Source organism: Bradyrhizobium sp. MOS001, assembly GCF_004634465.1.
In the GTDB taxonomy this organism is placed as follows: Bacteria; Pseudomonadota; Alphaproteobacteria; order Rhizobiales; family Xanthobacteraceae; genus Bradyrhizobium; species Bradyrhizobium barranii.
Window position 1 is genome coordinate 1 of sequence record NZ_SPVJ01000080.1, and the last position, 14,449, is coordinate 14,449.

Annotated in this window: 13 protein-coding genes and 1 pseudogene; 9 read left to right on the forward strand and 5 right to left on the reverse strand. The window is 64.7% G+C overall.

What is annotated here, in order from left to right; translation table 11 throughout:
* Nucleotides 1-505: 505 nt before the first annotated feature.
* Nucleotides 506-914: pseudogene (locus CT676_RS41420) on the reverse strand (response regulator).
* 499 nt (nucleotides 915-1,413) lie between these two features.
* Between CT676_RS41420 and CT676_RS41425 the strand changes: the two are divergent.
* The 4 genes from CT676_RS41425 to CT676_RS41440 all read left to right on the forward strand — a co-directional run bounded on the left by CT676_RS41425 (nucleotide 1,414) and on the right by CT676_RS41440 (nucleotide 3,964).
* Nucleotides 1,414-2,124, forward strand: coding sequence for a Crp/Fnr family transcriptional regulator (locus CT676_RS41425; RefSeq protein WP_085399711.1), 711 nt, complete (start codon nucleotides 1,414-1,416; stop codon nucleotides 2,122-2,124).
* Between the two features lie 191 nt (nucleotides 2,125-2,315).
* Nucleotides 2,316-3,014 (forward strand): Crp/Fnr family transcriptional regulator, encoded by a 699-nt coding sequence (locus tag CT676_RS41430; RefSeq protein WP_193560938.1) that lies wholly within the window; start codon nucleotides 2,316-2,318, stop codon nucleotides 3,012-3,014.
* 152 nt (nucleotides 3,015-3,166) lie between these two features.
* The gene (locus CT676_RS41435) at nucleotides 3,167-3,544 is read left to right on the forward strand and encodes an Hpt domain-containing protein (RefSeq protein ID WP_063980460.1); all 378 of its coding nucleotides are present in this window, start codon (nucleotides 3,167-3,169) and stop codon (nucleotides 3,542-3,544) included.
* 171 nt (nucleotides 3,545-3,715) lie between these two features.
* Nucleotides 3,716-3,964, forward strand: coding sequence for a hypothetical protein (locus tag CT676_RS41440; protein ID WP_135217105.1), 249 nt, complete (start codon nucleotides 3,716-3,718; stop codon nucleotides 3,962-3,964).
* Between the two features lie 63 nt (nucleotides 3,965-4,027).
* Here CT676_RS41440 and CT676_RS41445 read toward each other — a convergent pair whose 3' ends face one another.
* On the reverse strand, nucleotides 4,028-4,651 hold the full coding sequence (locus CT676_RS41445; RefSeq protein ID WP_071908605.1) for a helix-turn-helix transcriptional regulator: 624 nt from the start codon (nucleotides 4,649-4,651) through the stop codon (nucleotides 4,028-4,030).
* Between the two features lie 340 nt (nucleotides 4,652-4,991).
* On the opposite strand from CT676_RS41445, the gene CT676_RS41450 reads away from it, so the two are divergent.
* On the forward strand, nucleotides 4,992-6,155 hold the full coding sequence (locus tag CT676_RS41450; protein WP_085399683.1) for a hypothetical protein: 1,164 nt from the start codon (nucleotides 4,992-4,994) through the stop codon (nucleotides 6,153-6,155).
* A gap of 821 nt (nucleotides 6,156-6,976) precedes the next feature.
* Nucleotides 6,977-8,191, forward strand: a complete 1,215-nt coding sequence (locus CT676_RS41455; RefSeq protein ID WP_085399684.1) for an EAL domain-containing response regulator — start codon at nucleotides 6,977-6,979, stop codon at nucleotides 8,189-8,191.
* Between the two features lie 681 nt (nucleotides 8,192-8,872).
* On the opposite strand, the gene CT676_RS41465 is transcribed toward CT676_RS41455, so the two are convergent.
* Nucleotides 8,873-9,733: a DMT family transporter gene (locus CT676_RS41465; protein ID WP_085399713.1), complete on the reverse strand. Its 861-nt coding sequence runs from the start codon at nucleotides 9,731-9,733 to the stop codon at nucleotides 8,873-8,875.
* 161 nt (nucleotides 9,734-9,894) lie between these two features.
* Here CT676_RS41465 and CT676_RS41470 point away from each other — a divergent pair, with 161 nt between their 5' ends.
* Nucleotides 9,895-11,253 carry a PLP-dependent aminotransferase family protein gene (locus CT676_RS41470; RefSeq protein ID WP_244623496.1) on the forward strand — a complete coding sequence of 453 codons (1,359 nt, stop codon included), beginning with the start codon at nucleotides 9,895-9,897 and terminating at the stop codon, nucleotides 11,251-11,253.
* Between the two features lie 7 nt (nucleotides 11,254-11,260).
* Here CT676_RS41470 and CT676_RS41475 read toward each other — a convergent pair whose 3' ends face one another.
* Nucleotides 11,261-11,875: a GDYXXLXY domain-containing protein gene (locus CT676_RS41475; protein WP_085399686.1), complete on the reverse strand. Its 615-nt coding sequence runs from the start codon at nucleotides 11,873-11,875 to the stop codon at nucleotides 11,261-11,263.
* Nucleotides 11,872-13,143: a DUF2157 domain-containing protein gene (locus tag CT676_RS41480; RefSeq protein ID WP_135217106.1), complete on the reverse strand. Its 1,272-nt coding sequence runs from the start codon at nucleotides 13,141-13,143 to the stop codon at nucleotides 11,872-11,874. Before CT676_RS41480 ends, CT676_RS41475 begins: the two co-directional genes overlap by 4 nt.
* Nucleotides 13,144-13,326: 183 nt before the next feature.
* On the opposite strand from CT676_RS41480, the gene CT676_RS41485 reads away from it, so the two are divergent.
* Both CT676_RS41485 and CT676_RS41490 read left to right on the forward strand, forming a co-directional pair.
* Nucleotides 13,327-13,524: a hypothetical protein gene (locus CT676_RS41485; RefSeq protein WP_085399688.1), complete on the forward strand. Its 198-nt coding sequence runs from the start codon at nucleotides 13,327-13,329 to the stop codon at nucleotides 13,522-13,524.
* 412 nt (nucleotides 13,525-13,936) lie between these two features.
* Nucleotides 13,937-14,332, forward strand: coding sequence for a VOC family protein (locus tag CT676_RS41490; protein WP_135217107.1), 396 nt, complete (start codon nucleotides 13,937-13,939; stop codon nucleotides 14,330-14,332).
* Nucleotides 14,333-14,449: the final 117 nt, after the last annotated feature.

The following is a 14,449-nucleotide window of genomic DNA, read 5'->3' on the forward strand; positions in this document are numbered from 1 at the left end:
CGTTGTTCGGCTCCTGCTCGAACTTCACCAACTGATTGTCGACGGTGTCCAGGCTCTCGCTGGTCTCCGTCAAAAACTCCCGCAACAGATCATCCATGAGCTACGCCTTACTGAGCCGGACTTCGACGCCTGGGCCGCACCTGGAGTTCGGCGGAGGTCCGCGCCTGGATCGTTAGACAACCCCTTTCACGGTCCCGTTAATTTCAGCCTCCGTGCTAATACGGATATTGAAGACAAGTTTGCGCTTCGAGGCCTGCGATAGCGTCTTGCGACAAAAGCGGCGCCGCATCTCACGCGACAGACGCAATAGGTAAATGCTCCGATAACAACACGGCGACGTGCGCGAAAAATCCCGTCGGCGAAGGACGATATGTACGGGACGCGCGAATTGAATCAAATCACGCGCAATCAGAATCGCTCACACCGCCGCCCGCTGCTCGCCTGCTCAATCCGCAACAGCTGCGCTTGCGGTAAACGAACGCTTATTTCGCGGCCGCCGCGATTGCTACCGCGCTAACCCAATTGCGGAGACAGCACGTTGCGCCGCGAGGCAATCCTTGATGGCAGCGAGTAACGCATCCGGTGTAAACGGCTTGCGAAGGCAACGCGCAGCGCCGAGCTCCAGCGCCATCCGGAGGAAGTCGGGTGCGGGCGCGTTCAAATTTGCGAACGCGTAGCCGGACATCGCGATCAGCGGAATGGCCGGCGCGCTCGTGAAAGATCCGGATCGACTCGAACCCGCGCATATGCGGCATCAAGATGTCGATCATCATCAGATCGACCTGTTCGTTCTCGAGAGCGCGGAGGCCGGCTTCTCCTCCGTCGGCAATCGTCACCCGGAAATGATTCCGCTGCAGATAGATCTCGATGGCCATGCACACCATCGGGTCGTCTTCGACGAGAATATGGTGCAGGTCTGCCGTCCCCGTTTGAGTTTCCCGTTTCGGCGATTCAAACATCAAACCGCGGGGCACGCCGCTCTCCCCTGGCTGGGGTCGAAACATTGATGGCCGCAAGCGTCAACGGTCCTGTCGGGAAATCAGGCGCAAGTGGTGCGACAGTCGCGGCGTCGCGAAGTCGCGCAGACCAGTCCCGGATGGCGAGAATGCCCGCTTGAGGGGAAGCCGCAGGTGCCGGCCGGCGTCCGATGGCGGCGCAGATGCGGTGCTAGCGGCTCATGACAGCCCTCTTGCCGCTTTTTCCTGCCGCCCGGCGCAAGACGGACACCCCTAATTAACGCGCGAATCAGCGTGCGTTTCTCAATTTCCGCCGCAAATGCCGCAGCCTGTCTGCCCCCCAACGGGTATATGGACGACACCACAACCCTTACAATATGTTTTGGTCGCCGTGCAACTGGATGACGCACAGGGCGCGGCGCCCGATCGTACCATCGAACGCGCCGGATTGACCTGCATGACCGCGAGCGGCCACCCGTCCAACCAGTTGCTGCAAATGCTCGGCGTGGCGGATTTCGATCTGCTGCGCCCCCATCTCGCGACAGTCGAAATGGTCAGGGAATCTGTCTTGGCCGAGGCAGGCGCCGCGCTGCGACATGTCTACTTCCCGCACGGCGGGTCCGTTTCGATCACGGTGGGTCTCTCCGAGGGACAGATGATCGAGGTCGCGATGCTGGGCCGCGACAGCGCCGTCGGCGCCGGCGCCGCCCTTGCCGACGGCATCGCTCCGACGGATGCCGCCGTGCTCTTCCCCGGGACTGCGTCCGTGCTCGAAATCGCGGCCTTCCGAGCGGTGGCGGCCGCAAGCGCGCAATTTCGCGGCCTGATGATCCGCCACGAGCAGGCGCTGCTCGCGCATGCGCAGCAATCGGTGCTGTGCAATACGGTGCACCCGGTCGAAGCGCGGCTGGCGCGCTGGCTCCTGCGTGCCCGCGACCTGTCCGACAGCAAGTTCCTTCCGCTGACACAGGAGACGCTTGCGCAGATGATGGGCGTACGGCGCAACGCGATTTCCCTCGTCGCAAATGCGCTCCAGCGCGCCGGCATCATTCACTACACCCGCGGCCAGATCGCGATCGTCGACGAGCACGCATTGGAGACGAGGTCCTGCGACTGCTATGCGGCGGTGAAGGGCTGCCACGCCCGCCTGCTGGGAGCCCCGCGGTGAAGATAGCCCGGCGCAACCGGCCTGCTGCATGCCGGTGTGCACACAGTGCAGCGGGGGCGCCATCGCAACCGGACATCTTGTCCCAATTGCCAATATATCCCGACGAGAACATGATCAAACTTATCCGTGCAGCGAGCAGCCCGTTCGCTTCGAGTTCGGGGGCTGACGAGACGGAGGCAGTCTTGGAAACGATGGCGCGCCCATCCAACGGTTTCCTGTCCGCACTGTCGGCGGAGGATTACGAATTAGTCCGCCCGCATTTGCGCATGATCGATCTGCCGCACGAAGCGATCCTGGTGGAGACCGGCGAAACGCTCAAGCGCGCCTACTTCCCCCACCGCGGCGTCATCTCGCTGGTGGTGAAACTCGCCAAGGGCGAGCATGTGCAGGTCGCCATGGTCGGCCGCGACAGCCTGCTCGGAACGCTCTCGACCATGGGCGATGCCTGCGCGCTGAACACGGCAATCGTGCTGGTCCCCGGTGCCGCCTCCGTGATGGACCTCGACCGGCTGCGCGACGCGGCCGACCAGAGCAGCACCTTGCGGACGCTGCTCACCCGTCACGGGCTGGCCGTCTACGCACAGGTCCAGCAGACCGCGGGCTGCAACGCCGCCCATCCGGTGGAGTCGCGGCTGTCGCGTTGCCTGCTGCACACCCATGACCTGTCGGGCGACTACCGGCTGCTGCTGACCCAGGAGGCGATGGCGCAGATGATCGGGGCGCGCCGCAACAGCGTGTCGCTGGTCGCCAATACGTTGCAGCACGCCAATTTCATCCACTACAGCCGCGGGCACATCCAGATCCTCAACCTGGACGGCCTGCGCCAGACGGCGTGCGAATGCTACGCCACCGTGAAGGCGCAGTACGAGCGGCTGCTCGGCCCGCGCTGACCGGCGCCTTGGTAAACCGGCGGCTAACGCCGGCCTGCAAACACGGATCGTCCTGCTACCGGAACTGAAATTCGGATGCCGTAGACACGGGGCGTGCCTCGCGCCGTACAGGCCGCGCGGCAGACGAACCGTGACCAGGACGGGCCAAAGCCATGTTTGAAGTGACCGCCGCGCCGATGCCAAAAGCGCTCGATGCTGCGCCCGCGCGCGAGCCGGGTGCGTACGAAGCGCTGGTGCGGGAGATCGGCGAGGACGGGGCCTGTGAAGTCCGTGACGTCTTCTGGAGCGAGACCTGCGCGCGCCTGCAGCTGTTCCGCACGCTCTCGCTCGCGCGGCACCTCGCCAGGATCACCCGCGAAGCGCATTCGCTGAAGAGCGCGGCCGGAACGTTCGGCTATGTCAGGCTTGCGGCGCTGGCGCTGCGGCTGGAGCAGACCGCGGAGACGCTTGGCGAGGCCGAATTCCACGGTCTCCTCGACCTGATGGATGCCGCCTACGCCGCCGCGCGCGCACAGGAGCCGCAGGGCTAGAGCCATTTTCGTTTCGATGGAATCGGAGCGGGGCTTGCGCAAACCGTATCCACTTCGCTCAAAAACGCTCTGACGAAAACTGCGCCAGGCCCGCCGTACTTCTACGGTTTGGGATTTTCACAGATGGCTAATCATAGGTGGCGATAGTCGCCGGAAACCAGGAGGGTTTCCATGTTCACCTATGAGACTGCGAATCAGAAAGAGGTCCGTCGCTTCCGCATCGCACAGTTCAACGGCAGGACCGCGACGGTGAAGGATGGCGAGGCGACGGTGACTGGTTTCGTTCGCTCGGTGCTGGAGCAGGAATCGAGCATGCCGCCGCGCTGGACCATCACGATCATTCCGAGCGCGCCGAAGGAAGAGCCCAAGTCGCTGCGGCCGCCGTCGCGGGTGCGCCCTTTCGCCGAGGATTATCTCTGAGCCCATCGGGTCCCTAGGCCATCCTCAGGCTTGATCGCCCGCCCGGCGGCGCAGGACAGAACCTCAATCGATCGAATGCAGCAGCGCCGCACGGACGAGGTCCGCGGTGTTGCGCGCGCCGAGCTTGCGCATCGCCTCGGCGCGATGGCTCTCGAACGTGCGCGGGCTGATCTGCATCCGCAGCGCGCCCTGCTTGTTCGAGTAGCCCTCGCTGATCAGCCTCAACACCTCGCGTTCGCGCTTGGTCAGCCGCTTCTGGCCCGACAGGCCCAGCAACTCGGTGCTCGGCACGCGCTGCGCTTGCTGTGCGCGGGCGGCGTTCAACTCGGCGCCCTCGGTCCTGGACGGGATCGGCAGGGCATCCCTGTGAGGACCGGCAAGCTGCTTGACCACGCCGCAGACACGTTCGGTCTGCGCCAGCGCATTCTCCACCACGCGCTGCAAATAGGCTCGATCGGCCGTAACCGGCGCGAGCTGGTCGCTGTGGTGCTTGATCTCGCCCATGTAGAGCAGGAGCGCGGTCAGGGGGCCGTTGAGCTCGCGGGCGATGGCGCTGGCCATCTCGTCGGCGGCCTTGGCGCGGACCGCGTTCAGGCGGGCGAAATCGAGCTCTTCGGTCGGAGCAGAGCTGCTTTCGAACCATTCCGACGGCCGCGAATCGGTGGCCGTATCGTTCTGTGACCCCATGTGACTCGTTTAGCGGAACCGAGGCCGGTCTGTGGTTAACTTTTTGCTCCGTAAGACTACGGTAATTTTGGCAGTTTTGTGCTGAAATGCCGGCGCAGGCACAATTTATGCTTGAGTACCCACGCAATCGACCACGCGTAGGTTGAGGTTTTCGCCCAAAACTTGAGCAGGCGACGAAATGCCTCCTTAACCAACGCTCCCCAGCGGGCGCCCGCGCCTCCCGGTTTTTACGGATAAATTAACAATAACTTGCTTCTCTTAGTCACGATTGAGAGCGCGCAAATGCCTCCACGCATGAGGCCGGTAGGCCTGCGGGAAACGCTGCGGAAGATTGCGTGCCATGAACGAGATCGATCGGCTGTCCGAGTTCTTGCAGAGGCTGACGCCGCTCTCGCGCAGCTGTCTGCTCAGCGAGCTCGAGCGGCTCGAACTGTGCGGCATCGACATGCCGGGCTCGTCCGACATCCAGGCGAAGTTGCGCGCCGAGTTCCGCAAGGACGGATCGACCCAGGCACGCGCCACCAGTCCCTCGCGCTATTTCTTCGCGCCGCTCGAACTGCTCCTGATCGACGGCGCACCCGAGCATGCCAATGCGGGGCGGATTTCACCCAACACGCTCACGCCCATCTGGGAGTGGATCTGCCGCGACCTGCTGCCGACCATGGCGCGCGACTACATCAAGGCGATCAACGACCAGGTCACCGCCAACAACCCGAAGGAAGTGCTGAAAACCGCGTCGATCTTCCAGACCAAGGTCCTCAAGGTCCTCGAGAACACCCTCGCATCGGCGGAGAGCACCGAGTTCGCACGCGCCAAGCTCACGCAATACACAGCCTCGCGCACCGCCTTCGACGACGTGAGGAAAATGCAGCAGGTGCTGCGCGCCGGCGACGCGCTGCCGAAGTTCAACGAAAAGCTGCCTGAGAAGATTGCGAAATTCGACGACGGCCAGGTTGCCCAGATCACCGCGCAACTCGATGCCTTCAGGAAGTCCCACCCGGACGCGCTGCCCTTTGCGCTGGCGCTGGTGGCGAGGCGGCTGAAGACGTCCTGGGAGCTGGTGCGCCTTGCCACCAGGATCGCCGCGAGCAAGAGCGTGGCCGACGTCGCCGCCACGCCCTATGCCTGCGTCGTTCCCATGGTGCTCGACCGGCTCGACGACAAGCGGCTCGCCCTGCGGGTCGCGCTCAAGCACAACCGCGTGCTGGTCGCGCGCGACCTGCTCGCCGACATCTACGACACCGAATATGCGCTCAAGGTCCGCATCGACGGCATCGAGGGTTGCCAATGGGGCGCCCGGCTCCAGCAATTGATGGATGCGATCGCGGCGCTGGTGTCCGCCGAGGTGAGCCGCTTCCCCTCCAATGTCGGCCACATTCTCGGCTCGCGCCGGCTGCGCAGCCACGACACGCTCGGCGGCAAGCTGTCCTATCTGGCCTGGAAGGGACGCGACGCCGTGCAGGACGGCGCGGCGGCGTTTCGCAAATTGATCGGGCAAACCTGATATTGCGGCGCGGCTACTCCGCCCGCGGCAGGCACAGGAAGCGATCGGTAAATCGCCCTGACAGAACGAATCTGAACCACCAATACATCAATCGCCGCGTCGTCATTGCTGTAATCCTCGACAGCCCACCACCGGCTGCGCACAGCAATAGCGCAGGTGCAGCAAGACACATGTGATGTGCTTCACATTTGCGCCGCCGCGGCCGGCCACGTTGTCGCAGAACTGTCACGCGTAAACCATGGAACATGCGCGCATCGCGTGAAAATGAACTCTCCCATCGCTGCCATCGCGTCGATCCTGCGATGCACCGCAAGAGCGACGGGAAGGAGGTTGCGATGAGATCGAACCGGCGGACATCGACGATGGCGGCATTGCACGCGCGCGCCAGCGCCGCGCGAAACGCGAGCGGTTCGTAGCGCGTTGAACGAGCTGAATGCGCAGCTCGACAAGCACGGATTCTACAGGGCGTTTCCCGTCCTGAGTCGCGGTCGCGAGCTGGTACTGCATGACCCAGCGCGCCACGGCCACAGGCAATTAAGGCGTCCATTATTCAATTGGGCGAAGTGCGCGCGACCTCGTCCGATTACAGGACAGCGCGCGTGTCCGCAGCCAAGCCGCGTCTTGCAAAAATTGCGCGGGATTGCCGCACGCCCGCGCGCGACGCGCGGGCAGACGTAAAAACTTCTGGAAGAAGATCCAGACAATTTTAGACGTGATGCGGGCTTTAACGTTACCCAGATAATTCAACAATCGACTGAAGCTCTCCATATTTGAAACTGCTCCCATCGCTAACACCTGTCGCGGAACGGGAGTGGTTTGCGATGAACGATGAACTTGTTGAGCTCGCCGGACGGAGGCCCAAAACCTTCGGACGGCGAAAGGTAACGCCGCGCGCATGCGTCGCCGACGGCAAGCGCCATCTGCGCGCATTCCTCGCCGAGGTGCTGGAGGATCTTGGTTTCGTCACCAGCGAATGCGCCAGCGCGGACGAGCTGCAGACCGTGCTGACCCGCGAGTTGCCGGACCTGATCCTGCTCGGCATCGCCGCCGACGGCATCGAGCCCGGCACGTTTCTGGAGACGCTGGTGCGCGAGGCCTTCGACGGCAAGGTTCTCGCCGTCGGCGCCCGCGAGTCCATCATCGTCAGGGCCGTGCAGCAGGTCGGCGAGGAGTATGGCCTCGCGATGCTGCCGCCACTGACCACGCCGTTTGCCGCGGAGACGCTGCGCGAGCGCGTCGCGATGCTGCTGCCGGACGAGCCGGCGCCGAGCCCGGCCGTCTATGTCGGCGAGGCCCTTCACGCCGGCTGGCTCGAGCTCTGGTACCAGCCCAAGATCGACGCGCGCACCTTGGTCCGCAGCGGCGCCGAGGCGCTGGTGCGGATGCGGCATCCGACCTGGGGCGTAGTGCCGCCCGCCTACTTCATCCCCGAAGAGCACGATCCGCATTTGCGCGAACTCTCGGAGTTCGTGATCGAGCGCGCCTTGCAGGACTGGCACTATCTCCTGGAGCAGCAGAGCCCGGTCGATCTCTCGATCAACCTGCCGACGTCATATCTGAAGGAGCCGCAGGCGGTGCGCGATCTCTGCCGCCGCATGCCGACGCATCCGGCCTTCGGCGGGCTGACGATCGAGATCGACAGCGAGGAGGCGATCCGCGATCTCGAATTCCTCGTCGAGGTCGCCCGCGAGGTGCGCCTGCATAATATCGGCCTGTCGATCGACAATCTCGGCGCCAACTGGCCGTCACTGATGGATCTGGACAAGATTCCCTTCATCAAGCTGAAGGCCGACCGGCACTTCGTCACCGGCAGCGGCAGCGATCGGCTGAAGCGCACGGTGTGCCGTCACATCGTCGAGCTCGCCCACGGCTACGGCGCGCGCACTGTGGCCGAAGGCGTCGAGAGCCGCGCCGACCTCGTCGCCGCCAACGAGCTCGGCTTCGACCTCGTACAGGGTTTTCTGTTCGGCAAGCCGATGCCGCTGAAGAAGTTTGCCCGGAGCGCGCTGACGCGGACGGTGATGGGGCAGGCGTGAGGCACAGGCCTCACGCCAACCGCCGCGCGAAGAAGAAGACGCACACGACCACGAGCGCGGTCGCTGCGATCACCCCATGAAGGACAGAGCTTTCCTAGCGACAGACCCAGGCGCCATTGACCAGCACGCGGGCGCACGTTGGTGCCGCGACAGCGGCGCCTACGGCCGCTCCACCGACTACGGCGCGGCGCGTCGTTCGCCGCGCGACGCCGGCGACACTCACTGGGGTCGCTGGTCGCCCTACGCGGGCCTGTGCGCTCTGAACCGAGAATGAAAGACCATCCTCCTCCGACCACTGCACCGAGCCCATGGCTGCGCAGGCAATAACGGCGCCGGCTAGCCAAAATTTGGTTCCGTGTCGCATGACGTGCTCCTTCCCTTGCTTTCTGCGGATTTCTGTCAGTCGCGTGAGGATGCCGATCACCGTCCCATCAGCGAAACGAGCAGACCAGCCAGGCGGATGCTGTCACTGTGATCGCGAAACAGGGCACGCGATGCACCGGGGAGATAACTCTCCCATCCAGTGCGGCACTGCGTGCAAGAACAGACGTTGATCTAGATCAACGTTGGCAGTCGCATAACGACCGCGCCAAGGTGTGGTCGCGAGCCAATGACCAGATGGAAGCGCGTTCGATCAAGGTCATCAACTTCAGACCCTGGTCGGGAACTGCGATCACCGCCTCAGGCATATCGCCGCGCGAAGAAGACGCAGACGACCACGAGTGCGGTCGCGGCGATCATGCTCCATGCGACCGGCTCGTGCAGCAGGAAGCCGGCGAGCGCGAGACCGAAGAACGGCTGGAGCTGCTGCAACTGACCGACGCGGGCAATGCCGCCGACCGCAAGGCCCCGGTACCAGAAGATGAAGCCGACGAACATGCTGAAGACCGAGACGTAGGCGAGCCCGATCCAGGCGGGCACGCCGACGCCGCTCCACGTCGGCGGCCATGTCAGGATCGCGACCGGCACCATCAGCGGCAGCGCGAGCAGCAGCGCCCAGGAGATCACCTGCCAGCCGCCGAGGCGGCGCGACAGCGCGGCGCCTTCGGCATAGCCGAGCCCGCACAGCACGATGGCCGCGACCATCAGGAGATCGCCGGTGACTGATGCCGAGCCGTCGTTGGACAAAGCAAAGCCTGCCACCGTGGTGCTGCCGAGGACAGCGAACAGCCAGAACAGCGGCTGCGGTCGCTCGCCACCGCGCAGCACCGCGAAGATCGCCGTCGACAGCGGCAAGAGCCCGATGAAGACGATCGAATGCGCGGAGGTGATGTGCTGGAGCGCGAGCGCTGTCAGCAGGGGGAAGCCGACTACGACGCCGATGGAGACGATGGCGAGCGAGACGAGATCCTTCCGCTGCGGCCGCGCCTGGCGGAGCAGGAAGAGCACGGCCACACCGATCAGGGCCGCGATGACCGCGCGGGCGGACGTCAGGAACAGCGCGGAGAAACCACCGACCGCCACGCGCGTCGCCGGCAACGAGCCGCTGAAGATGATGACGCCGAGAAGCCCGTTGCCCCAGCCACTGCCTGCAGATTGCATGTCCGTCTCGCCTTTTGGGTCACGATCATCGACCGTCGCCGGTGGCGAGACCAGCGACAATCCAGTACAATCCGGCAAAACTGTATGGATATGGAAGGTAATACACCTTGGGCGGCGAGGCGCAAACGAAGGGACGGGGCGGGACGCGGACCAGCGACGTGATGGGCGCGATCCGCGCCAAGGTCGCGACCCGCGCACTCGGTACCGGCGACCGCCTGCCGTCGATTCGCAGCCTTGCCGCGACAATGGGTGTTTCGCCGTCCACCGTCGTCGAAGCGTATGATCGGCTGGCCGCCGACGGCCTGATCCGCGCCCGTCGCGGCTCGGGCTTCTATGTCTCATCGGCCGTCACCCCGCCGCTGGCGCTGACCGAAGTCGAGCCCCGCCGCGACCGGGCCGTGGACCCGTTCTGGGTGTCGCGGCAATCGCTCGACACGGACGATGCCGTGCCAAAACCCGGCTGCGGCTGGCTGCCGCCGGAGTGGATGCCGGAGGCGGCCTTGCGCCGCGCCACCCGTGCGCTTGCCCGCACCGACGCGAGCGTTTTGACCAATTACGGCAGCACGAGCGGCTCTCCTGCCCTGCGCCGGCTACTGCTCGCGCGCCTCGCCGAAGACGCGATCGAGGCATCGATCAACCAGTTGATGTTGACCGGTTCAGGCACGCAGGCGACCGACCTGATCTGCCGCTTCCTGCTCCGTCCCGGTGACACCGTGCTGGTCGACGATCCCTGCTACTTCAATTTTCGCGCGCTGCTGCGGGCGCATCAGGCGAAGATCGTCAGCGTGCCCTACACGCCGTCGGGCCCCGATGTCGCGCGCTTCGAGCAGATCCTCGCGACTGAGCGGCCGCGGCTCTACATCACCAATTCAGCGCTGCACAATCCGACCGGCGCGACGATCTCGCTCCAGACCGCGCACCGGCTTCTGACTGCGGCCGCGACGCACGACCTCACCATCGTCGAGGACGACATCTTCGGCGACTTCGAGCCGGAGCGCTCGCCGCGCCTTGCCGCGCTCGACGGATTGAACCGCGTGATCCGCATCGGCAGCTTCTCCAAGACGTTGTCGGCCTCGGTGCGCTGCGGCTACATCGCAGGGCGGGCCGACTGGATCGAGCACCTCGTCGACCTCCAGGTCGCGACCAGTTTTGGCGGCCCGAGCCCGGTGGCGACCGAGATCATCGCCAAGGTCCTGGCCGGCGGCAGCTATCGCAAGCACATGGACGAGCTCAGGCAAAAGCTCACGCGGACGCGCCGCGACGTCGCGCGAAAACTTCAGGCGCTGGGCATCGAGCCCTGGCTGATGCCGCGCGGCGGCTTCTTCCTCTGGTGCCGCCTCGCGGGTGGACAGGATGCCACCGCCGTTGCGCGCGCCGCGCTCGAGGAGGATGTGGTGCTCGCGCCGGGCAACGTCTTCAGCGTGTCGCAAACGGCATCGGACTTCCTGCGCTTCAACGTGGCGCATATGAGCGATCCGCGAATGTGGGACGTGCTGCGGCTGGCGCTGAAGGCCAAATGATCAGCGCCTAGTATAACGGCTCCTCATAGACCGGCTCGCCGTCGAGCAGCAGCCGCTTGATGGCGGCGCGGCCTGAGGGGAGTACGGCGGCGACGACCCGGAGTTTCTGCTGGTTGCGGGCCTGCTCGAGCTTCTTGCCCTCGCCTTCGGGCACGAAATAGCTTTCGAGACCGTATTTGATCGCCAGTTTCTCGCAGAAGACGCGCGGTCCCGAGCCGCAGGTTCCGCCGTAATAGGAGACGCGGCCGCGGATCAGCACTTCGGGAGCCGTGACCGTGACGGGCTCGGCATGCACCGAGACGGCCTCGTAGAGACCATTGGCATTCGGCGCGAGCTTGACGAACACGGCGGGCTTGCGCTCGGCCGCCGGCTGGCCGGCGAGCGTGCCCGCCGGCAGTTGCGAGATGTCGTAGCGGAGCACGACATAGTCGCCGCGCAGGAGATCGCGGGGATCGACCGGCTGCGTCTGCAACGTCACCTCACGGCCTTCGCGCAGGATCTGCATTCGATCGGCGACCATCAGCACCAGCAGCACGCATTGAAGCAGGACGGCGACACCGAACAGCACGGCTTTCGGGATGCGTTGCCAGAGTTTTGTCACGAACGCGGTCAACTCCATCATCGCTGGGCCCTCGGCAGCGCGCGATTGAGCGCGGTGGCAAATACCACGGCAATCACACCGGCCGCGGCAAGGAAGGCCGATCGGCGCAGCAGCGAGCCCTTCACCGCCCAGGTGATGCCCGCGATGACGCCGGCAATCCCGAGCCAGCCGGCAACGATCCGCGGACGCACATCATCGAGCACACCGGAGACAACAAGGCACAGCATGGCGCAGAGCAGCGCGGCATAGGCGAACCAGGGCTCGCCGGCCGTGGATGCCGGCCAGATCGGCGCCGCGAGCAGGACCAGCCCGATCGAACATGCCGCAAGGATTTCACCCGCACGCCTGGTGATCCCGGCGGACGCAAGCGCGAGGATCACGCCCGCGGCCCCGCACAGGATCGCCCAAAGCGGCTGGGCCGGCACCGTGCTGTTCCGGAAGCGGATGATGTCGTCGACCGTTGTCACCTCCAGGCAAGCGACGGCGGCCAGCGAAAACGCTCCGTAGATCGACAGGACCGTTCCGAGGCGCAGCGCCCTCGGCGTCGGCACAGCGGCGATTGCGAGTCCGGCGCCGAACAGCAGGGCGGCGCCGTTCGCGAGCACGAACGACGGCGGGGCACCGTCGAGTTCGAAGCGGAGCGATGTCGCGATCCACCACGGAAGCAGCGCGACCGCGACGAGATGGGCCGCCACGCGGGAATTCCATGCAAGCGCGAGCGCGGCGGCGATCAGCCAGACCGCCACGAACGGAAGATGCAGGACATCAGGCGCATCATAGTTGCGCATGCAGGTCCAGATGCAGGCCGCGACGAGGGCGACCGCAAGCGCGCCGCGCGATCCGGTCAGCAGGGCGGCGGCAAATGCTCCGATCGACCACAGCAGCATGCCGCCGGCGAAATCCTCGCCGAGATGATACATCTGGCCGACCAGCGCGATGCCCGCGCCGAAGATGATCGCACCGATGCTCGCACAGAGATCGGCGAGAACATTGCGGCCCGTCGCGGCAAACCACGCCCCGAGGCCGCCGGCGACGACCATGCCGGCGATCAGGATCGCGAACCGCAGCAGCCGCGCGATCTCCGTCCAGTGCGCCGCGACGAAGGCGAGGAAGGCGGCTGCGATCAAGAGACCGCCGACGATGGCAACGACGACGGCGATGTTGATGCCGGGCGAGAGCGGCGGCAGCGCGCTGCGGATGGAGGTGGCCGTCGCCGGCGCGATCACGCCGTCGGCTTCCCATTGCGCAAGATCAGCCTCGAGGCGCTGCCGGTAGGTTTTGTCGAACATCGTCGTGAAACACCTCGCTCCCTGCCGGCTGGCGGGATGCTGTTGGTCGGGCCGCGACGGTAGCAGGTTCAACCCGTCACCGCTCTGGTCGCGGGGGCGCCGGGCGCGCGCCCCCGCGCGACAGCGGCTTCGCGTTCACGGTCGAACCGAGTAAGTCACCGGCCGTCATGATGATGACCCGCCATGCAGAAACTGACGAACTCGAGGCAGGACGAGATCGACCGCACTCAGTTCGGCTTCATGGTTCAGGCCGTCCAGGATCACGAGCTGTACTTTGGTCGACTGCAATGCAGTCCCGATGGTCTGCGCGTTCCCGAGCGCGGGAACTTCCATTTCTCGGGCCACGCCCAGCGTCGCCGCCTCGATATCCAGCGTGCGTAGAATATGACATCCGGCGATTCATTGGTCAGATCATTCAAGCGTAACCGCGCGCGAATTTTGATTTCACGCAACAATTCATCGCACGTGCTTGGGAATTCGAGCATCGCAGCGCCCGACGAGAATACGGTGTTCATGACAACCCCAATGAGGCGTCCGACACTCCCGCTATTGCCGAACAAAGAGCTCGTCATCGTTAGCCTTCCCGGATGCCGATCGAAGGATCGTATCGCCGGAAGAAAACGGACAACCTCTCGAAGGGTGAGAGCCTCTTGTGCGGGAAGGCGCCCCTTCGGCACCTCCGCGAGGTTATAAGGTCGTCTTCAAAAGGACGCAAGCTGGTCGGGACGGCGGGCCGTGACGACTTTGAACCTTCCGTCCCCAAGTATCGACACTCTACCGCAAAAGGATTCGCATGACGCCAACTCACGCACTGACGTCCATCCTTCCCTGCAACGACCTCGACGCCTCGGAGAAATTCTACGCCCGGCTCGGTTTTACGCGCGCGGACAGCGACAAGCCGGAGGACGGTGAGGACAGCTATCGCATCCTCTCCGATGGAAAGGGCGGCCATCTCCATCTCACCGATGCCGTCGAAGGCTGGCTGATCAGAGGCCGCAACCCGTTCGGCCTCTATCTCTACACCGAGGCCGTCGACGAACTCGCGCGAGAGTTTTCGGGCGAGCTGGCCAACGGACAGGGGCCGGAGGACACGCTGTGGGGAATGTACGAGTTTGCGCTGTCGGACCCGGACGAGACCCTGGTCAGGATCGGTTGGCCGTCACGGCTCCGTCAGAAAAAGCAAGCTTGATCGGCGGAGAGGAAGGCCTAGCACTACTTTGGCAGAATGTGTTTGCGCCCCTGTTTTTCAAGGATTTGCTTTCGGCAATATGGGCACTGCTGAGACGGCGGCCGAAGGATGAGATCG